Here is a 19,339-nt window from a genome sequence, read left to right as displayed (position 1 = left end):
CGCCCTTTCATCGTCAGATAGTCGGATGACGGTCGCGAACCGGGCTCACCTCCTCGAGGAGCGAGGCGACCTTGAGCGTCGTCGATTCCGCCAACCAGGAGGAGACGATTTGCACGCCGATCGGAAGACCGTCATGGCTCGTTCCAAACCGCATTGATAGAGCGGGCATTCCCGTCAAGCTGAACGGTGATGTGGCGCTCATGACGTGAAAGGGTGAAACCGTCACACCATCGACCACGAGGGCGTTGAGACCATGCTTGGTCGCCGGGAACGGGGTCACCGGGCATAGCAGCGCATCGTAGCGCTGGAAGTATTCGGCGAAGCTGTCGCGAAGGCGCTCTATGGCCTGCTCGGCGGCGACGAAGTCGGCTATCGGCGTGTCAGGTGTATCGAGGACCAATTTGGCGTGCCTGAAGATCTGGGCCTCGTGGCCGGCAGTGACCTTCTCGAACTCGCGCCGGGTTTCCATCTGTTGGAGCTGCCAGAGGACGCTGTTGGCATCGGTCTGCTCCACGACCGGCAACCGGACCTGTTCGACGTGGTAGCCGGCATTGCTCAGCGCATGTGCCGCTGCCTTCACGGTCGCGACCACTTCCGGATCGATGGGTCCGAAGAAGCCCGGAGAGGCCATCCAGCCTACGCGAAGCTCACGGGTCGATTTCGTACCTACCCCTGTATCGAGGTTGGGCGAGCTGACCGAGAAGCCGTCGGCACCGTCAGGTCCTGCCATCAAGGAATAAGCGAGCGCCACATCGCGAACGGAACGCGCCATCGGACCGATGTGCCAGAAACGGCGCGGTACCCGAGGCCAGTGGCCCGTCATCGGCATTCGACCGTGAGTCGCTTTAAATCCGACGACACCGGTATGTGCTGCCGGGCCGCGCAACGAGATCGAGAGATCGCTGCCCACACCGAGTGGCGACATGCCCGCTGCGATGGCAGCGGATTCACCGCCGCTCGATCCGCCCGGCGTGTAATCGAGGTTCCAGGGGTTGTTGGTTTGGCCCGTCAGGAGATTGTCGGTTTCGATCGAATAGGAAAATTCCGGCGGGTTCGTTTTTGCGATGAGGATGGCGCCGGCGGCCTTCAGCCTGGCCACGACGGTAGCATCAGTGTCAGGCACGCGCCCCCTGAAAATCGACGAGCCGCGCTGTGTCAGCACACCCGCCGTGTCGATCCCATCCTTGACCGTGAACGGAACGCCATGGAGAGGGCCGAGCTGGGCGCCCGACATCACCGCCGCTTCGGCCGTCCTGGCGCCTTCGATCGCGCCGTCCGCCAGCGTCACGATCGCGTTCAGCTTGGGATTGACCGCCGCGATGCGGTCGAGATGCGCCCGCATGACCTCGACGGGCGAAAGCTCCCGTTGAGCGATCAGCTGGGCGATGCGGGTGGCGTCCATTCTAACGATGTTATCCATCATATCTGTCCTACCTGCCATTTGGTAGGCTGGACATGTCCCTCGCATTTATGGACTTCAATCCCTACCTGTCATTTGGTAGGGACACGTTGAGGTGATCACGATGAACGAAAATGCGAGGGAAGCGATCCTGGCTGCAGCGCGCAGGACGGCTCAGGCCCACGGGTATGGCGGGCTGAACTTCCGCGACATCGGCGCTGAAGTCGGCATCAAGGCTGCGAGCATCTATCACCACTTCCCAGGTAAGGCGGAGCTGGGAGCAGCGGTGGCGAGACGCTATTGGGAGGACACGGTGGCGAATCTCGAAGCTCTTTCAACGGCGAACAGCGATCCGAGGAAGGCGCTCCGGGCCTACCCAGGACTTTTTCGTCGATCGCTCGAGCAGGACAATCGCATGTGCCTCTGTAGCTTCATGGCAGCCGAATATGATGATCTGCCGGACGCCGTGAAAACCGAGGTGCAGGCGTTCGCCGATGTCAACGTGGCCTGGCTGACCAGGATGCTCGCTGCGGCTTCAGTTCCCGCCAGCAAGCGGGAAGCAAGGGCGCGCGCGATCTACGCGGCCGTTGCCGGCGCGCAACTGATGGCGCGGAGCCGCGCCGACCTGAAATTGTTCGATGCGCTGATCGAAAGCTTTCGCGGATCAGGCTTGATCCCGACCTGAAAGCCGATCCTGCCTGCGCCGTCCAAATAGCTGGCGGAGATGAATCGTGGACATCTTTGGCTTCTTCACGTCGGCGCTTGCGTGCCAATTGACAGTCAATTGGAGAACGTGCTCGCCCTGCGGACGAGCAGTTCATCGCCCTTTCGGCTGACTTCGAGCGCGGGGGCCTGGTATGGCGTTGAGACAACGACGCGCTGACCGGGCGCCAGTACTGTCACAAAGCGGATCGGCGTTCCCGCTTCACCCTGTGCAAGAGTCGTGACGACGCGGAATCCATCGGGCTCGACCGTGTAGTAGGCGACGCCGGATACATCGCCGAGATTGATGCTCAGGCCCTCGATCGGCCGCAGGCCGTTAGCGTGTGCGGCCCCGAGTAAGGCGAAGGTGACGGCGGCTGCGAGAAGCGAGCTGCGGACTGACATAGGAACCTCCGTTGGCTTCGGCGGCGGGCGGGTTGCGCGTCTGGCTGATTGCGGCGGAATCGCGGTTTCCGTAAAGCTCGCGCAATTTGGTCTTCAGGACTTTTCCGGTCGCCCCGTGCGGAAGCTCGTCGACGAACAGAACATCGTCCGGCATCCACCACTTCGCGATCTTGCCCTCGTAAAAGGTCAGGAGATCTTGCGCCTCGAGCCTCGATCCCTGGCGCCGGACCGCAAGCACGAGCGGGCGTTCGTCCCATTTTGGATGCGCAATACCAATCACCGCCGCTTCGACGATTTCGGGGTGGGCCATCGCCAGGTTTTCGAGTTCGATAGACGATATCCATTCGCCTCCGGACTTGATGACGTCCTTCGAGCGATCCGTAACCTGCATATAACCGTCGCTGTCGATCGTGACGACATCACCCGTGAAAAACCAGCCATCGGCACGCTCGCTTTCCGGCATTTTGTAATACGCGCGGGCAATCCAGGGCCCCCGAACCACGAGGTCGCCAACTGCCTTGCCATCGTGGGGGAGTTTTCTGTTGTTGCCATCGCGAATCCCGATTTCGACCCCGAAAAGCGCACGTCCTTGTTTGACCTGGCGAGACCGCCGTTCAGCTCTCGACGAGGTCATGTGCTTGCGCAGTGGCTTCGAGATCGTCGCGAGCGGGCTGGTTTCCGTCATGCCCCAGCCATGCAGAACGTCTACTCCGTATTCGTCCTGCAGCGTTTCCATCAGGGAGGCCGGACATGCCGTGCCACCGATCAGCGCGCGATTGAGCGTCGTCGGCTTCACGCCGGCGCTTTGCAGGTATCGAACATAGCCCAGCCAGACCGTCGGCACGCCGCCGGCGAAAGTCACCCCGTGGTCCTCGAACAACCTGTGCAGGCTCTCACCGTCGACGTTTTGGCCGGCCATCACCAGCTTCGAACCCGTCGCCGTTGCACAATACGGCATTCCCCAAGACATTGCGTGGAACATCGGCGAGACAAGCGCGACCGTGTCATCCAGAGAAATACGACAAGCGTCTGGGAGCGCTGCGGCGCAGGAATGCAGCACGGCGCTGCGATGGCTATACAGCACACCCTTTGGGTTTCCTGTCGTTCCCGACGTATAGCACAGTCCGCATGCCGTGTTCTCGTCGAACTCGGGCCATGCATAAGCTTCCGAGCACCCGGAGAGAAATCCTTCATAGGATGGGAAGCCTTTGGCTCCCACGATCTTTGCGTCGCCAGCCTCGCCCAGATATATCCACGCTTCAACAGTCGGACATTGCGGCATTAAAGAGTGTACGAGATCGATAAAAGCCAGATCGAAGAATACAATCGCATCTTCGGCGTAGTTGATGATGTATATGATCTGGTCCACGAACAGCCTTGGATTGATCGTGTGGCAAACGGCTCCCATTCCGGAAATGCCGAAGTATAGCTCCAGATGCCGATAGCTATTCCAGGCTAAGGTCGCCACGCGATCGCCTGGCTTAATGCCGATCGAGTCCAATGCATTTGCGAGCCGAGAACTGCGCTCGAGAAGGCCGCTGTAGCTCGTGATGTGATCGGGCTTGTCGGGAGCGCGAAGGCCTCATTATCAACATGGGCTCGGTCCTCGGCCGAGTGACGTTCCCCTTCGTCGGCATCTACGGCGCGAGCAAGATGGCGATCGAAGCTTTGACCGACAGCATTCGGCTGGAGGTCTCCCAACTCGGCGTAGACGTGGTGGAAGTTCAGCCTGGCGCTTACCCGACAAGCCTGTACTCGAGCATCCAGAGGCCTGCCGACGGCGACATCACGAAGTCCTACGGCGAGGTCGGCCAGATTCCCGACGCCATTTACAAGACCTTCACGTCAATGTTGCAGGGAAAGGACGCTCCGAAGCCTCACGACATTGCCGAGGCCGTCGCCAAGCTCATCGGCCAGGCGAAGGGCAGTCGCGCCGCTCGGACGGTGGTGGGCACGTCGTTCGGTGCTGACAAGATCAATGCCGACATCGCGCCCGTCCAGAAGGCCGTCGTCGACGGTCTGGGCCTCGGGCATCTCGAAAAACTCGTGTGATAGAGCGTTCCGGGCCGGCGCCTGCAGTCGACCCGTCCTCACGCGGCAGCACGCTGGCGGGCGCGCCCTGCCAGGAATAGGCCCTCGAAAGAACGAAGAGGCCAGGACGAATATCGCCAAAGCTTAACAAGGAGAACTCAAATGCCTCTGTGGCATATTTACTGTCCGGAGAATGCGTACTCAGCCGAGGACAAGTGCGCGCTTGCGACGCGTATCACGGACCTCTACGCGGGTGTCGGCTTGCCCCGGTTCTATGCAAGCGCTGTCTTTCACGAATTGCCGAAGAACTCGTTTTTTATCGGCGGAAAGCCAGCGAACGATTTTGTCAGGATTTGGATTGATCAGATTGCTCGCGCAACTGCTCCCGAGCGGCGAGCGTGGTGGCTGGAGCGCGTCAACACTATGCTCAATCCCTTCACACGCGAGCGGGGTTATCGCTGGGAGGTCCACATTGACGAAACGCCAATCGATTTCTGGACCATCCAAGGAATGAAGCCGCCTGACCCCGATTCTGAGGCTGAAAAGCACTGGGTCAAAGAGAACCGCCCGTCAGCATATACCTGAGTGTGGGCGCAGCCTTCAGCGAGCTGATCGCGGCGATGGGTATCAATCCGCCAAACTTCGGCGGCGCGAACGCCAAAATGCCGAAAGGCGCCGGGCGGACGTAATACCGCCCGGCCGGCTCGTCGCAGTGTTCTGCAGCCTCGACGCTTTACAGGGTTTTATGTCGCAACCCAAAGGAGATCGCTATGTCGATCCGTAGCCTGCTTGTTGCCGCAGCGTTCGCCTCTCTGCAGCCCGCCCACGCCGATGGCCTGCGTCCGATTGATGCCATGAGCGTCGACGTTGGCGAACTGTCCGGTGTCGCCTACTACACCGTAGAGCGCGACGGATTCCATGTCGTAACGACCCTTGCACAGGGCATGACGGGAACGCCGATCCGTGTTGTGTGTGTTCTTGCACCGGGTCAGAGCGTGGCGTTCTCAACACCGCACCAGGTAAATGCGCTCGAAATCAGCCGGAACGGCGACAGCGTGCTCGTCCGCAAGGTGAAATCGGTCTCGAACTAATTTCCGGCCCAATGGCGCCTTCCCAGCGAACGGGAAGGGCGATGAGCGTGATCAGCGGCAGAGCGGTCCATCGCATTTTCGCCGAACCTGCTTCATCCGATCTATTTGAATTAGGAGTAGCCGAACATGAAGGAAGCCATTCTGCGCTCCGGCATCGACCGTCGCACCCTGCTCACGACGTTGGCGTTGCTTCCAGCCCTATCTGCGCCGCCGTTATCCGTCTCCGCGTCGGCCTGACCGCTTCGCGGCGCGACGTGGCAGCGAGCGGTGCGTGCCAGTACCGGTGAAAGGGCGCCGGCGGCTCACGACATCCAGCTTCCAGAGTCTTAGCTTCATTCACAGCATCGAATCTAAATCGTGTTTGGAAGACAAATGCCCCTGTCAGTCATATGGCTCGTCACGTCCTTTGCGATCAGGCTGCTAGTCGTTCACTTCAAGCTCGCCATCCTTCTCAGGTCTCGCGCGAAGGCGCGTGTTCGGGGACCGGGCACCCAAGGGCGAGAGGGCGGGCGAGTCGTCCTGGCTGATGAAGACCTCTCGCCAAATGGATACCCGTGCGGACCATCTCCTGCCCGCACGAACAGTCGCTTGCGGCTGAAGTGAAAGCGTTGAAACCGAGGGAACATTCGCCATGCTTGGCTTAATGATGCAAACTCCGTTGCTCCTGTCGTCCATTCTCATGCACGCGGGGCGCTCCTTTCCCGATGTCGAGATCGTCTCCCGGACTCCCGACGCATCGAAGGCAGCACTGCCCGCGAAACGCGGAGGAACCCGATGACGTTGGTGTCGAAGATCGCCTTCGCCTGATCCGCCGTGAAGGCTTCGGTTACGCCGACCGACGCAATGCCGGCGTTGTTGACCAGCACGTTGATCCTGCCGGCCTCGGCGAGGATAGAAGCAACGGCGCGATCGACCGAGCCGTCATCGGTAACGTCGAGTTCCACGACGCCTATTTTCTGGCTTCGCAGCGCGTCGGCGTGGCTGGGATTGCGGCTGGCGATGTCGCGCATCGCGGCAAACACGCGATAGCCGTCGCGCGCCAGCTTTTCCGCGGTTTCGCGGCCGAAGCCGCTCGATGTGCCGGTAATGAGAATGGTCCTGGTCATAGTTTGACTCCGGTGATGAGGGTTGCGGGTCAATGCGAGATGATCAGCCGGTATGGCTGGTCAGGAACTGGCGGCGTACCGCGACCGGAATGTCCGAGAACGAGCTTGAACAGACGTCGGGAGCGGCGGGTTGGGGTGATGAAGCCTTGGATGCGAGTCAGAAGGCGAATTCCAGGCTGGCGTGTGCAACCAACTTTCCCGTAGACGCAAACGAAACGCGGGTTTCCGTGAAGGCCGACGCTTTGCCAAAGCGCAATACTTCTGCTCTTACGTGATAGTCATCGTTGACGGCTGGACGCAGGAAGTGAGTGTGCTGATACACGGTGCCTTTAGTGATGAGCCCCGTCGTGCCCACGGACAGTGATGCAACCGAGTCAATGGCCGCCATAATTGCCTGGCCACATACCGCGCAGCTTGACAATTTGAGCGCATCATTTTGTGGAAGCATCGCGGACACGATGCCCGGGCAGACCTTGAACTCGCGAAGGCCGAGCATTTTCACCCAAGGCGCGAAAACATATTCGTACAACTCAAGAACTGTGGCATCCGTCACTGGCAAACAATGAAGCGGAACCGGAATTCCAGGCCGCCCAACTCCCAAGGCGGGATCGGACTCGTTTTGCGTTGCCTGCTCGGTCAAAAGAGCCCGGTTTCCCGTTGGCGTCATTCTATTCTCAACTTCTGTAATCATTGTTGTCTCCGATTCTCGTCAAAGCGTGACTACCAGGATCGGAATCTAGGCGGCTGGACCTCAGGTGTCGTGAGGCGATCGCGCCCAATCGTCCGTACTAACGCGCACCGCCTGGCGCGCCTCGCGGCGATGCTGACACGATCTCGGCGGCGTGATTTGGCGTGACGCAGAGTTGAGCGGGACCTGTCTCGGGCCACGCTAGCTTGATCGACGTCTGCCCGTGTTTTCGGCGCAGGCCGTTACAAACCGTGCGATTAGGCTTACCAAGACCCGCGGAGGCGATGATGCACCCGAGCGACGATTTTCTCAGCGCTCCAGAATTGGACTATGACGGTTTCCGAGCTGCAATGCGCGAGGATTGGGGATGGTTTACTCCTGCTCGCGAAACCAACTTCTTCGCCAGCAAGGTGCGCACGCGGCGCGTCTTCGGATTCGCTGCAGTGGATCTCACCTGCAGCGCTACCCGCCTTGAGCGGACGGAACAGGACATTCGCCGTGATAACATGGAGTACTATTTCGTCACAGTTCAGGATACCGGCGAATCGATCATCATTCACAACGACCGAGTCGTAAATATCACTGCTGGCGATGTCATCCTGCTCGATTCCACAAAACCCGTGACATTCATCTCGCGGGCCCAAGACAGCGCGCAATGGCTTGGTGTGCAAGTGCCGCGCCAGAAGCTGGCGTCGCATCTCGGCTTCGAACCGCAAGGTGGCGTGTGCGGCCCTCGGCAGGCGCAAGCGTCACGTCTGCTCTGTCAACTCGCTCTTGACCCGATCAGCGATGCAGAGCCGGCGTTCGCGTCGACTTACCAATTTATGCATCTGGTGGTCTACGATCTCCTCGGCGCACTGTTTGCACCTCCCGCCCCGCTTGGCTCGCGTCACAACGACAAGCTGTTCATGCGCGTCTGCGGCATCATAAAGGACCGCTTTGCCGATCCGGACATCTCTCCGCGGGAGGTGGCTGCCGAGGCGGGAATTTCACTGCGCTATTTGCAGAAGCTGTTCACGGTCCGTGGGTCGACATGCGGTCACCACATATGTTCGGCCCGTCTGGATCATGCGGCGCGTCTGATCGAACGCCGCGCGTTGATGAAGACAGGTCAGCCTCTCAGCGATATTGCCTACGCCTGCGGCTTTCGCGACTACACGCATTTTGCGCGCGGCTTCCGCCGGCGTTTCGGCACCGCGCCGGGCGCCGTCGGAGCAGGCGCCACCGGTAACGACAGCGCACGGGTGTGAAGGCTGCAGAAACAGAGGCAAGCGCAGTTAAGCTCGGCTCTCGACCGAATTCAGAAAGGATCTCGCTTTCCAACCCCTGCCGCGCCCAGAAGCAATCCGGGGGTCGACCGTCGAAAACAGAGATCTACCTAACATTCGATAGGAGCTGGCGGAGAGAGTGTCCCCCGAACTAGCGACCGGACACGTTCGCCTCTGACCGCCATTAGCTTCTAAGCATTGCTTGATTGAAAGGTCTCTCTTTCATCACTGCGCGCCGTTGATCGTTCCTGTCCGCCCCAATCCGTGCTAAATTTGGGGACCGATTTGGGGACCAAGGGGCGGCGATGGCTGGCAATCTGACCGCGCGTAAAGTCGAGACGGCGAAGCCGGGCAAGTACAGCGATGGCGGAAACCTCTACTTAATCGTTGCGCCTGCAGGGTCTCGCAAATGGGTTCTGCGCTTCACCTGGCGCGGCCGGGCGAAGGAGATGGGACTTGGCAGCGCCTCTAACGTCCCGCTTGCCGATGCCCGTGAGAGGGCCGCTCATGCACGCAAGCTGATCGCCAAGGGATTGAACCCGATCGACGAGAAGAAACGCGGGGACGGCATTCCCACATTCGGGGAGGTGGCCGAGAGCGTGCGTGAATCCCTGTCAGCCGGCTTCCGCAACGAGAAGCACAAGGCTCAATGGAAATCGACGCTGGAGACCTACGCTGCTTCCCTGCGGGCCAAACCGGTGGACACCATCACAACAGACGACGTGCTGGCGGCCCTTAAGCCGATCTGGAACACCAAGACCGAAACTGCCTCACGGGTGCGCGGACGGATCGAAAAGGTTCTGGACGCCGCCAAGGCCAAGGGCTTCCGGGACGGCGAGAACCCCGCCCGCTGGCGCGGCCACTTGGACCACCTGTTGCCAAAGCCTTCCAAGCTGTCGCGGGGACACCATCCGGCAATGCCCTATGAGGAGGTCGCTACTTTCATCGCCAATCTGCGGCAGCGGGAGGCAACGGCGGCGCTGGCGCTGGAGCTTTGCATTCTCACTGCCGCCCGTTCGGGCGAGGTCTTGGGAATGCATTGGTCGGAAATCGACTTCGACAAGAAAATCTGGACGGTGCCGGCGGGTCGAATGAAGGCCGGTCGTGTGCACCGGGTGCCGTTGTCCGCGAGAGCCGTCACAATCCTGCGCCAACTCGAAAAGCTCAAGACCAGCGAATTTGTTCTTGCCGGGCAGGCCCGTAACCAGCCGCTGTCCAACATGGCGATGGAAATGGTGTTGCGGCGCATGAAGGTCGAGAACGCGACCGTGCACGGTTTCCGTTCCAGCTTCCGGGATTGGGCCGGTAACGTTTCCAGCTTCCCGCGAGAGGTTGTCGAGACTGCGCTGGCACACGTCATCGGCGATAAAGCGGAGCAGGCTTGCCACCGACGCCAGGAGCAATGCAGGACTGCAACGCATGGTTCGCAAGGCGATGGCCGCGGCGCCAAGTTCTTCATTGAAGGAAATGCGCACGGTAATTTTGACGCGTCGGAACCATCGCCCTCTACTAGTTACATTGCTTATTGTTCACAAGCGACCCGCGTCGACCCTGACTAGTTTTGCAATTCTGCTCATTACGAATCCAGATGATAGATCGCGGCCGGATGAGGCGGTACTAAGAGGCGCTTTTGGCCTAACCCCCTCGGAGGTGCAGCTCGCCCAGTCCCTGGCAATGGGAGAAGGTCTTGGTGACGCTGCAATACGCTCCAAGGTCTCTCGGCAGACCGTCTCTAAGCAACTGAGGACAATTCTCAGAAAGACCAAACTGCATCGCAGAAGTGAACTCGTTCGTCTACTTGTAAGCCTGCGCAGTCCGTCACGTAACGGAGATTGAGTAACGATTTGGTTCTATCCCGGCTTGAGCTTTGGTCGTGACGTCTACTTTTGCGGAGCATCAGGCAGGAAGATTTGCGCCAATCAGCTGGGCACAATTTTTCTATCGGAATGACTACGAAGCCGGTCGCCGCGATGTGCCTTTATGGTACCGGGCGCGCCCGGCACGTTGACGTTGAATGCGTTGGCGTTTCCTGTCGTTTAATCGTTCATGCGTGCATATTTCAGTGATCGTGAGCAGCGATTTCGCGCGATCATGAGCGCCGAATTCAGACGATCGTGAGCAGCCTCGCTCCGGCCGAGGCGGTGATAGGGTCAGCGTTCTGGCTGCTCGTCAAGGGTGATGGTTTTGGCGTTGCGTTTTCGCATGCTTTCGCCAGCAAGCTGGAGGCGGTGAGCGTTGTGGACGAGGCGATCCAGAATCGCGTCGCCTAGCGTGGGATCTCCGATAACTTCGTGCCATGTGTCCACAGGGAGTTGGCTGGTTACGATGGTGGAGGAGCGGCCATGGCGATCGTCAAGGATTTCCAGTAGATCGCGCCGCTCGGCAGCGGTGAGCTGATGATCCTTCGCAAGCCGAACCGGCACACCCAGCATGGGCTTGCTGCCCCTGTTCAGGATCTTGCGGGCCAGCGCCGCGCCGGCGCCCTGTTTGGTCGAACCGATCGATCCGAGGCCGCCGTCCTGGCCTTCGAACGACCTGTCCCAATCCTCGATCACCATGGCCTGCTCGTCGATGACGAGACGATCCGGGCCGAGCTTGCAGTCGCCGATCTCCTTGAGGATGCGCTCGGGAAGGATCGTCGAGCCCGCGGCGATCAGGATTTTCGCCGACAAGTTGGACTGCGTACCTGACGGCAGCTGCCGGTAGTTGTATTTCGGAAAGGCGACGTTGTGGCCGGCGTTCGGTCCGCCGACGCGAACGAGGACGCCGTAGTCGGCGGCGAGATGGGCGCAGATATGGCCCTTGCCCTCGCTGCCGTATTGGCCGCTCACGATCACGTCCACCAATGGCGTTGCCGTCAGCGGAAACAAGCCCAATCCGGCAACCGCGCTCGCCAACAACGACGGCGGCTCGCACCGCCAGTTCTCCACCACCCGATCGGCGACGCGATCGAGCAGCCAGACGCCGCTCTCGGTCGAGTCCGCCCTCACCTGGTCGTACTGCATGCCGGTGTCGGCGACCGAACCGCGCTCCTCGTAGCGCTTTTTGACGACCTCGTACGGCGCGGTCACATGAATGTGGAGAAATTTCTCGCCATACGCGTCTCGCAAGTACTGGATCTGCTCTGCCGTCCGCACCGAGTCGACCAGCACGATCTCCTTATCGCCGGACAGTTTGAGGTGATTGCTGACGCCGTCGCGAACCCATGCCCCGTTGGTGTCGACATCAAGCTTCTTGCCGGCCGCGATCAATGCGGCACGCTCGTCCTTGGCGCCGGACTCGACCAGGAGGGTATGGGTGGAAATCCTATAGGCGCCGAACCGCCGAACGAGCTCGCGCCCAAGCTCGGATTTACCGACAGCGACAGGGCCGGATAACGCTATGACGTACTTCACAAGACCTCCCTCCTCGTCCTGACGACAAGGCCGAATCCCACTCGTATATCCAGCTGATTAATCGGCGGGCAGTGGATGACAACTAGGCATTCCCCGAGGTCTTCCAAGGTCTCCATCAGCCTACCGCGCGGCTCTATTTCTCCGTCGATTCAATGCCTTGTGCCAAGTTCCGTTTCGGACACCATTCCTAGCGCGCCACCTCATGACAGGCGCCCGCTCCACCTGACTTCCCGGTGCGCGGCCGGCCGCGGGATCGCATCTCGTCGGAGAAAACGAGCGCTAAAGCAGTGCGAGGGCGAGGCTGATGGCCTTGCCGGCCTGGGGTCGAAGGCCACTCTCCAAGCCCCGGTTGCGCCGACGACAGCGGCGTCCACCTTGGAACCATCCCAGCGCGCCTAGGAAAGCGCCTTGCGCAGCGAGCGGAGCATCGCCTCCGCATCATCGATCTTCTTCAGCAGTTCGGCGTTGCCCTTCAGATCCTGCAACGTTGTCCATGGCACCGCCTTGACCGCCTCGACGACCGCATCGAGCTCGCCGGTGAGACCGTCGTCGGACTTCGTTTTCACAGTGCCGAGCCGCAGCGCAGCCGACTCGAGGTCTCCCGCGTCGGCCAAGAAGTGCGCCTTGGCGATGGGATCCGGCAAGATCGCACGGAGCTTGCGCAGGTCCTTGGAGTTGGTGATCCGCTTCTGGTTGACCTTTCGGACCACCGCCTCGACCACGCTCGGCGTCAGCAGCTTCTTGCTGACGCCCATCAGCTCCCGCGCCCAGGTGATCGCCGCGCCGGGGTCCCGAAGAGCTGTAAACTTTTCCGACAGTTCGAACACATCGGTGAGCTTGTCGAGCTCGCGCACGGTGATGCCGAGGATGTTGGCGGCGCTCGCCCGGCCCATGAGGTCCACGAGACGATACGCCACCATCTCCTTCTCCTTGGCGTCCCATTCCTTGCGCTGCCGGTGGATGTAGATCCAGACCCGCAGCCGGTCCTCCTCGCTCAGCGTGCGGTCGGTCACCTCGACCGGGATCTGCCGGTATTCTTCCTTTCCCTGCTCCACCAGCACCTTCGAGTTCGACCACCTGCGGTCGCCGTCGATGATGCGGAACTTGCCCGGTAGCTGTGGGTGAGGCTCCACGAGCAGCGGCTCGAACAATCCTCCGTTCGCTTCGATCTGGCGCTGAAGTTCCTCGTCGATCTTCGGCCCAAGGCGCGGCTGCTTCTCGTTCGGAACGATCTCCTCGAGGCTCGCCTTCGTCCGATAGGTCCGAAGCACGGTCCGATCGAGTCTGCGCTCCTGCAGATTCACGACGACCCGATCACGGTCCTCGGCGGCGTTATTCATCGTCCGCCTCGCCAAAGTCCGCCGAGCCGAAGTCATCGATCAAGTCGCCGAAGTCGGCCATGCCGACGATGGCGTCGATCTCGTTGGTCAACTCGGCGCGGACGCGCTGCACCGAGCGGATCAACTCGCCCTGCTTCTTCCAGGTCGCGTCATGGGCCTTCTTCTCCTTGACCTGTAGATCGAGGAGATCGTCGGTGTGGGTGTCGATGCGGGCAAGGATCATCGCGCAGCGCTCCGACGTGATGAAGTCATAGAGCGCCGCGGTCTTCTTGGCGCGCTCGTCGTTGCTCAGGCGCAAGGTGTGGGTCTGAACCAGGTGTCGGCGGATCACCTGCACGAGCGCGACGACGCGCGCGGGTCCCGCGATGACGACGCCATCCTGCACATGGAGTTGACGCGCCCCCTTCGGGAATTTGCTGGTCGACAGAACGGCGTGCTCGGCCTTCGCGGCCATCTGATCCGAAGCCAGCTTGGTCACAAACTCGGAGCGCCATTGCTTGTGGTTCTTGGAGTCGTAGATGATCTTGCCGCATTCCTTGCCGTTGTGCATGACGGTGTGCAGGATGTCGGCGCCGGGCTGGCCCTTGTTGATGCGCTCGATCTTGTCGCCCTCGAACTCGGCCTTGAGGGACTCGTAGAGGTCGATCTCGGCGCCCTCGCCCAGCTCTTCGGCGGTCTTTTGATCGTAGGCGCGTTTCAATTCCTCGAACTTGGTCTGAATCTTGAGGCGCTCCTCGAATGAGGCGGCCTTCTCTGCATTGACGGCGTCGTCGGCGTGCTTCTGCCACACCTCACGCTGCTCCTGGAGCTGGGCTTGATGCGCCGTTTCCAAGGCCTCCACGCGGCTCGCTGCGGACGCCGCGCCGGCCTCGGCGGTCGCCTTTGCCGCTTCCAAGGTCTCGATCCGCTCGCGCACGGCGTCGGCGGCCGCGACCTCGAGCTCCTTGCGGATCTCGGCCTCGCGCGCGACAGCCTTTGAATTCATGTCAGCCAACACGGCGGCGTGGTCGTCGCGTTGCTTCTCCAACGCCGCTCCGAGCGTAGCAGCGGTGGTCTCGGCCTTGACCTTGGCCGCGTCCGCGCTCTCGATGCGCTGGTTCAACGCGGTCTCGACATCCTTCAGGCGGCGTTCGCCGGCCTCGATCTTCTCCTGCGCCGCCACGTCGGCGGCCTGCACGGCCTCGGCCCGGATCGTCTGTTCACGCAGCGCCGCATCCTCCTTCATCCGCTCGATGGTCGCCGTGGCACCAGCGGTGGCCTCGCGGGCGGCAGCAAGTTCGGCGCGAACGGCGGCCTGAGCCTCGCTGCTCTCGCGTTGGACAGCGGCGATGCGCTCGGCGTTCTCGACGTCGGCGGCACGACGGGCGGCGTCACGCGCCTCGGCGATCTTCGCGTCCGAGAGCTTGCGCGCCTCCTCGAGCGCCGTCTCCTTGTCGCGGGCGTGTTGCTCGTGCAGCCGCGCGGTGATTTCGTCGGTCCGCTTGCGTTCGCGCGACTGAATCCGCTCCTTGATCTCGTCGTAGCGATCCTGGGGAATCGGCTGGTCACATGTCGGGCAAGCTTCGGCCCGCATGGCCAGCTTGGCCGCGGGCTGGAGTGCTTTGGTCTCGAAGAGGGGCGCGTGCGACGGCATGGGCGCTCTCCAAACTAGGTCCTAATTTCTCCTATTTAATCCCAGTCTTGTCAACATTTTTGGCTGACCGGGGCACGACCGCCAAGGCTCGACAAATGTTCTTGGTATGTTCTATTGCGATTATGACCGACCGCCCCGCCAGCTGGCGCATGCCGACCAGAAAGCAGATGGAACGCTTGGCCGCTGCCGTCGGCAAGAAGGCGCCCGGCGTGCCCGGATTGGCTCCTGACGATGGCTTGCCGCCTGAATATTGGCGCGCGCTGTTGGAGGACCCCCGCGCCGACCGCGGCCTACCCGACCTTGGCTCGTCCGGACGTCTACTGCGGCTGAGCCAGATTCCCGAACATCTGCTGCGGGTCGCTTGCCGCCGGTGTGGCCGGACCGTGGAAATCCAGAAGGTCGACGCGGCCCGCCTGTACGGTTCGGACGCGATTTGGCGGGACGTCGGGCAACGGCTGCTGGACAACACGTGCAGCCAGCGAACCGGCCGCCATGAGGAAGACGGCTGCTGGCCGTCCTTCGACTGACGGCATCCGGATGGCCCCGAAACACCATCCCACCCCGCTCTCCGGAGGCGACCGCAAGGCGCTGCAGAAGGAGCTCGGGCGCGCCCGCGCGATGACTTCGATCCTCGCGGGCCAGGCCGCTGAAGCCCGGGCCAAAGGCGAGACGTTGATCCGCCAGGCCGACAAGCTGCTCTGTGAATCGTTCAACGAGCGCCTCTGGGCGGACGGCGGCCCAATCGATCCTTCACCCACGGTAGATCAGGCCATCAACGGTGGTTACGCCTGGCTCGAAATCGAGTGCTCGCGATGCAAGACCAAGCGGGACGTCGACCTAGCCGCGCTGCGCCATCCGCCGACCACCTTCGTCCATGACCTCGCGAGCCGACTCCGCTGCAGCAAGTGCGCCAAGGCCAATCGCCGCCCGTCAGCGACGCTGCTACAGTTGGCGCAGCGCCCTCGCCAGGCCGCTCGGGAGACCTGACGATGTGCAATCTCTACAGCATCACCACCAACCAGGCCGCCATCAGCGCGCTGTTCCGCGTGGTCAACCGCTACGTCGGCAACCTCGCGCCCATGCCTGGCGTCTTTCCGGATTACGCTGCACCGATTGTTCGGACTGGACCTGACGGCCGCGAGCTTGCGACCGCGCGCTGGGGTATGCCTTCGTCGTCGAAGGCGCTGATGGACGCGACGAAGAAGCGCGCCGAGAAACTGCAGGCCAAGGGAAAGGGGGTCGATTTCAAGCAACTGCTCCGGATGGAGCCGGACTCCGGCACGACCAATATTAGGAACGTAAAGAGCAAACACTGGACGCGATGGCTCGGTCCGGAGCACCGCTGCGTGGTGCCGTTCAACTCGTTCAGCGAGTTCAACAAGGCCGAGGGTGGCGACATCTGGTTCGCGCTCAACGTAAGCCGTCCGCTCCTCTGCTTCGCCGGCATCTGGACCAACTGGACGTCGGTCCGGAAAGTGAAGGAAGGCGAGACAACCAATGACCTCTACGCGTTCCTGACCACTGAGCCCAACGCCGAGATAGGTACCATTCACCCGAAGGCCATGCCGGTGATCCTAACGACGCTCGAAGAGGTCGAGACCTGGATGACTGCGTCTGCGGACGAAGCTCTGAAGCTGCAGCGACCGCTTCCCGACGGAGCGCTGCGAATCGTCGCCCGCGGCGTGAAAGAAGATCCCCCGCCGGCGACGTAGCGTTCTGCACAGGCGCCGCGGAACAGGTGGACAGGCTCGTCGACGAACATTCTGTAGAGAAGGAGCGCCGAGAATTCGTAGAGGAATTCGAGCGACTGCAGGCGGGAGCTTCTCCCGGCACCTGACAGATGCCGACCCGAAAGTCCGACGGCGGTTCAGATTTAGAGGCGGGGCTTGGGAACGCCCGCGACATGGTTGTGCTCCTCAATCTGGCAGCGCGCCGCTGCCAAATTGAAGGAGGCACTTTGTCATCCCGTCGATGGGGCGATGTCATACTTGGGAATTTTCATGATCTCCCGATAGGCGTCTTCGATCCAGGCGTCACCGTAGTCCGAGGCGACTTTGTCGCCAGCGTGCCCCTGAATAATGTTTTGAATGTCGACGTGCATGTCGACGTGGCGCGCGAGCGAGGAGAAGCGATGCCGCCATCCGTGGTTAGGCGCCACCCGCTCGTCGGTAACACCGATCTCCTCGCTTCTGATCCACTCGGCGAGGCGCTCGCCGGTCTTCCTAAAGTGCCGCCCGGCATCCCGCCCCCCGCGTGAGCGATCCGGATTGTAGAAGAGCGGGCGCCCTTTGCAGGACTCGACGAAGGCAAGCAGGCCTTCCGCGATCAGATGGTCGTGCAGCGGCACCTCCCGATAATCTCCTGTCTTCGCCGCGTCCGCATCGATGCGGATGTAATGGATGCCCTTTTTGACCTTGAAGTCCGACGGAAGAAGTTGCGTGATCTCGTTGACCCTGGCGCCGGTGTAGGCGCAGATCCAGGGCACCCAGCGCCTTGCGGAAGCGTATTCTTTCGACAATCCGCGCGGGGCGGGAGCAAAGGTCCCCCTGAGGATTGCCATCGCCTCTTCTTCGGTGAAGCCCTTCTCGCGCTGCTTTTTCTTCTTCTTCACACGCACCGAAATGCCGGTGGCGACGTTCTCGGTCAGCTTTCTCTGCTGCTTTGCGTAGTTGAGCGTAGCCTTGACGGCGGCGAGATATGAATTCCTGATCGTGCGAGGATCTAGGGTCTCCTCGGGCTTCTTTGCCTGCCTATCCTTCTTCGACTGGCGCTTCTTCGTCTTGAGAAGACGGTCCTTCCATTCGATCATGTTGGTCGCCGTGAGGCGAGCGAGGTCGTCATGGCCGACGAAGGCCAAAAGTGACTTGACCTTAGTCCTCCAAGACCGCCGGGTTTTGTCGTCGAGCTCGGCCTCGTCGGCATAACGCTCGAACATCTCGATGGCGTCGACCTTGCCGTCCGTCGTCAGCACCTCGGGCTTCGCGAAATTCTCCGCCTTCGGATCCGGCTTCCAGTCGCGGGAGCCTTGGCGCACGAGCTGCTCGGCGGCCAGATGCTTGGCGTACACGAACTCCTCGAGGAAGAGGTCGAACGACCGCTCCGCAAGATGAACTTCCCGTTTTTCCAGGAATGCGCGCGCCTCTCGCGCGAAGGTCTGACGCATGAACCATTTGCGGGACTGATAGGGGAAACGCTTGGCTATGAGCTCCTTGTCGCGTTTGACTAGTTGCTCCCAAACCATGGGATGGCCGGGATTGTCTCCGTGGCTGGCCACCATTTCCCGATAGAACTCGCCGGCGAGCGCGGAAATCTGCCGCTGCGAGACCTCCACATACTGCCTGCCGTGAAGATACTCGTGCCAGTGACGCTCGAGCTTCGCGTTCTCCTCCATGAAGCGGATCCCGGCGAGCTCTGGATCGGAGGTTTCGAGCGAGAACTTGATCTCGCGTTTGCCCATGTAGGCGACCAGGTTCGCCGGCACGCGCCGCCTGAACCAGAGCTTCTCGCTACGTGGGTTTTTCCAAGGTCCCTGCATCTTGAACGCCATGTGTGTCCACCTCTGTGTACCACCTGGCGTTTGCGCAAAGCCTTATTCTATCGATAGAACTTGAATTATAGGGGTTTTCGGCAGGGTCTGGCGGAGAGAGTGGGATTCGAACCCACGGTACGGTTTCCCGCACACACGCTTTCCAAGCGTGCGCCTTAAGCCACTCGGCCATCTCTCCGGAGCGCCCTCTCTTGAAGGGGAGCAGATGATTTTGCAAGAGATCGCCGGGAAATCGGGTGAATTTTCCGTAAGATATTGTATTTGAAAGACAATATCTGGCGCCAGCTGGCGCTTCGGAACCGCTCAAAGGCTGAACCGGAAGCGGGTTTGGCGCGACGATTCACTCAAGACCGCCAAACACGACCGGGGACGCCATGACCATCCAAAAGACCATCGTCGCGCTGGGCCTGATTTCGGCCCTTGGCTCCGCCTTCGCCGTGCCGGCCGCCGCGCAGGTCTGCACCCGGCAGGGCGCCGATGTGAGTTGCGACGACGGGCGGCGCGGCGTGCTTTCGGGCGATGCCATCGTCTGGCCGGACGGGACGCGCTCGAGCGCCTCGCCGCATCCGAGCGTGATCATCGGCAACAAGAGCTCTGTGCATGTCGGACCCGGCGTGTTCGTCGGCCAGGGCAAGGGCATGGTGCCGCTGGACGATCCCAACGCGCCGAACAAGCGGCAATGCGCGATTCTGGACGGGGTGTCGTATTGCTATTGAGCGCCTCTCCCCGCGAAA

18 protein-coding genes, 1 tRNA gene and 2 pseudogenes are annotated in these 19,339 nt (G+C 61.3%); 10 read left to right on the top strand and 11 right to left on the bottom strand.

Translation table 11 applies throughout. The annotated features are described in order from the left end of the window. Positions 1-13 precede the first annotated feature (13 nt). Complete coding sequence (locus HAP41_RS02320) at positions 14-1,423, bottom strand: amidase (RefSeq protein WP_166061280.1); 1,410 nt, start codon at positions 1,421-1,423, stop codon at positions 14-16. Between the two features lie 100 nt (positions 1,424-1,523). On the opposite strand from HAP41_RS02320, the gene HAP41_RS02315 reads away from it, so the two are divergent. Next, on the top strand, positions 1,524-2,084 hold the full coding sequence (locus HAP41_RS02315; RefSeq protein WP_166061311.1) for a TetR/AcrR family transcriptional regulator: 561 nt from the start codon (positions 1,524-1,526) through the stop codon (positions 2,082-2,084). A gap of 95 nt (positions 2,085-2,179) precedes the next feature. Here the strand turns inward: HAP41_RS02315 and HAP41_RS02310 are convergent, their stop codons facing one another. Both HAP41_RS02310 and HAP41_RS02305 read right to left on the bottom strand, forming a co-directional pair. Further along, positions 2,180-2,506, bottom strand: coding sequence for a hypothetical protein (locus HAP41_RS02310; protein WP_166061320.1), 327 nt, complete (start codon positions 2,504-2,506; stop codon positions 2,180-2,182). After that, positions 2,439-4,007, bottom strand: coding sequence for a long-chain-fatty-acid--CoA ligase (locus HAP41_RS02305; protein WP_248577171.1), 1,569 nt, complete (start codon positions 4,005-4,007; stop codon positions 2,439-2,441). The genes HAP41_RS02310 and HAP41_RS02305 overlap by 68 nt, the downstream gene beginning before the upstream one ends. 92 nt (positions 4,008-4,099) lie before the next feature. On the opposite strand from HAP41_RS02305, the gene HAP41_RS02300 reads away from it, so the two are divergent. The 3 genes from HAP41_RS02300 (at position 4,100) to HAP41_RS02290 (ending at position 5,628) form a co-directional block, all read left to right on the top strand. Continuing rightward, positions 4,100-4,558, top strand: a complete 459-nt coding sequence (locus HAP41_RS02300; protein WP_166061330.1) for an SDR family NAD(P)-dependent oxidoreductase — start codon at positions 4,100-4,102, stop codon at positions 4,556-4,558. 141 nt (positions 4,559-4,699) lie between these two features. Further along, a complete protein-coding gene (locus HAP41_RS02295; protein WP_166061359.1) occupies positions 4,700-5,122 on the top strand; it encodes a tautomerase family protein in 423 nt (140 codons plus the stop codon). A 185-nt stretch (positions 5,123-5,307) separates the two neighbouring features. Beyond that, complete coding sequence (locus tag HAP41_RS02290) at positions 5,308-5,628, top strand: hypothetical protein (RefSeq protein ID WP_085403633.1); 321 nt, start codon at positions 5,308-5,310, stop codon at positions 5,626-5,628. Between the two features lie 677 nt (positions 5,629-6,305). Here HAP41_RS02290 and HAP41_RS02285 read toward each other — a convergent pair. Continuing rightward, entirely contained in the window at positions 6,306-6,734 is a 429-nt protein-coding gene (locus HAP41_RS02285) for an SDR family NAD(P)-dependent oxidoreductase (RefSeq protein WP_166061413.1), read from the bottom strand. A gap of 157 nt (positions 6,735-6,891) precedes the next feature. After that, on the bottom strand, positions 6,892-7,425 hold the full coding sequence (locus tag HAP41_RS02280; RefSeq protein ID WP_166061461.1) for a PaaI family thioesterase: 534 nt from the start codon (positions 7,423-7,425) through the stop codon (positions 6,892-6,894). A gap of 284 nt (positions 7,426-7,709) precedes the next feature. Between HAP41_RS02280 and HAP41_RS02275 the strand changes: the two genes are divergently transcribed. Both HAP41_RS02275 and HAP41_RS02270 read left to right on the top strand, forming a co-directional pair. Continuing rightward, on the top strand, positions 7,710-8,672 hold the full coding sequence (locus HAP41_RS02275; protein WP_166061475.1) for a helix-turn-helix domain-containing protein: 963 nt from the start codon (positions 7,710-7,712) through the stop codon (positions 8,670-8,672). Between the two features lie 323 nt (positions 8,673-8,995). Beyond that, a complete protein-coding gene (locus HAP41_RS02270; protein ID WP_166061500.1) occupies positions 8,996-10,249 on the top strand; it encodes a tyrosine-type recombinase/integrase in 1,254 nt (417 codons plus the stop codon). 591 nt (positions 10,250-10,840) lie between these two features. On the opposite strand, the pseudogene HAP41_RS02265 reads toward HAP41_RS02270, so the two are convergent. The 4 genes and pseudogenes from HAP41_RS02265 to HAP41_RS02250 all read right to left on the bottom strand — a co-directional run. After that, positions 10,841-11,080 (bottom strand): annotated as a pseudogene (locus HAP41_RS02265) (ATP-binding protein); the annotation flags it as partial. A 105-nt stretch (positions 11,081-11,185) separates the two neighbouring features. Next, positions 11,186-12,085, bottom strand: a pseudogene (locus HAP41_RS02260) (adenylosuccinate synthetase); the annotation flags it as partial. 395 nt (positions 12,086-12,480) lie between these two features. Further along, complete coding sequence (locus HAP41_RS02255) at positions 12,481-13,425, bottom strand: ParB/RepB/Spo0J family partition protein (protein WP_166061558.1); 945 nt, start codon at positions 13,423-13,425, stop codon at positions 12,481-12,483. Next, positions 13,418-15,058, bottom strand: coding sequence for a DUF2130 domain-containing protein (locus HAP41_RS02250; protein WP_166061568.1), 1,641 nt, complete (start codon positions 15,056-15,058; stop codon positions 13,418-13,420). The genes HAP41_RS02255 and HAP41_RS02250 overlap by 8 nt, the downstream gene beginning before the upstream one ends. Positions 15,059-15,207: 149 nt before the next feature. On the opposite strand from HAP41_RS02250, the gene HAP41_RS02245 reads away from it, so the two are divergent. The 3 genes from HAP41_RS02245 to HAP41_RS02235 are packed head-to-tail and all read left to right on the top strand — an operon-like array spanning position 15,208 to position 16,770. Then, on the top strand, positions 15,208-15,585 hold the full coding sequence (locus HAP41_RS02245; protein WP_414643360.1) for a hypothetical protein: 378 nt from the start codon (positions 15,208-15,210) through the stop codon (positions 15,583-15,585). Positions 15,586-15,595: 10 nt separating this feature from the next. Continuing rightward, positions 15,596-16,045, top strand: coding sequence for a hypothetical protein (locus HAP41_RS02240; protein WP_166061580.1), 450 nt, complete (start codon positions 15,596-15,598; stop codon positions 16,043-16,045). A gap of 2 nt (positions 16,046-16,047) precedes the next feature. Then, on the top strand, positions 16,048-16,770 hold the full coding sequence (locus tag HAP41_RS02235; protein ID WP_166061581.1) for an SOS response-associated peptidase: 723 nt from the start codon (positions 16,048-16,050) through the stop codon (positions 16,768-16,770). A 248-nt stretch (positions 16,771-17,018) separates the two neighbouring features. Here HAP41_RS02235 and HAP41_RS02230 read toward each other — a convergent pair whose 3' ends face one another. Both HAP41_RS02230 and HAP41_RS02225 read right to left on the bottom strand, forming a co-directional pair. Then, entirely contained in the window at positions 17,019-18,605 is a 1,587-nt protein-coding gene (locus HAP41_RS02230) for a DUF6538 domain-containing protein (protein WP_166061582.1), read from the bottom strand. 88 nt (positions 18,606-18,693) lie between these two features. Beyond that, positions 18,694-18,783: transfer RNA gene (locus tag HAP41_RS02225), tRNA-Ser, on the bottom strand. Positions 18,784-18,979: 196 nt separating this feature from the next. On the opposite strand from HAP41_RS02225, the gene HAP41_RS02220 reads away from it, so the two are divergent. Beyond that, positions 18,980-19,321, top strand: coding sequence for a hypothetical protein (locus HAP41_RS02220; protein ID WP_166061583.1), 342 nt, complete (start codon positions 18,980-18,982; stop codon positions 19,319-19,321). Positions 19,322-19,339: the final 18 nt, after the last annotated feature.

The organism is Bradyrhizobium barranii subsp. apii (genome assembly GCF_011516635.5).
Taxonomy (GTDB): domain Bacteria; phylum Pseudomonadota; class Alphaproteobacteria; order Rhizobiales; family Xanthobacteraceae; genus Bradyrhizobium; species Bradyrhizobium barranii.
Note: the sequence above shows the minus strand (reverse complement) of the source record. Positions and strands in the feature narration are given on the sequence as shown.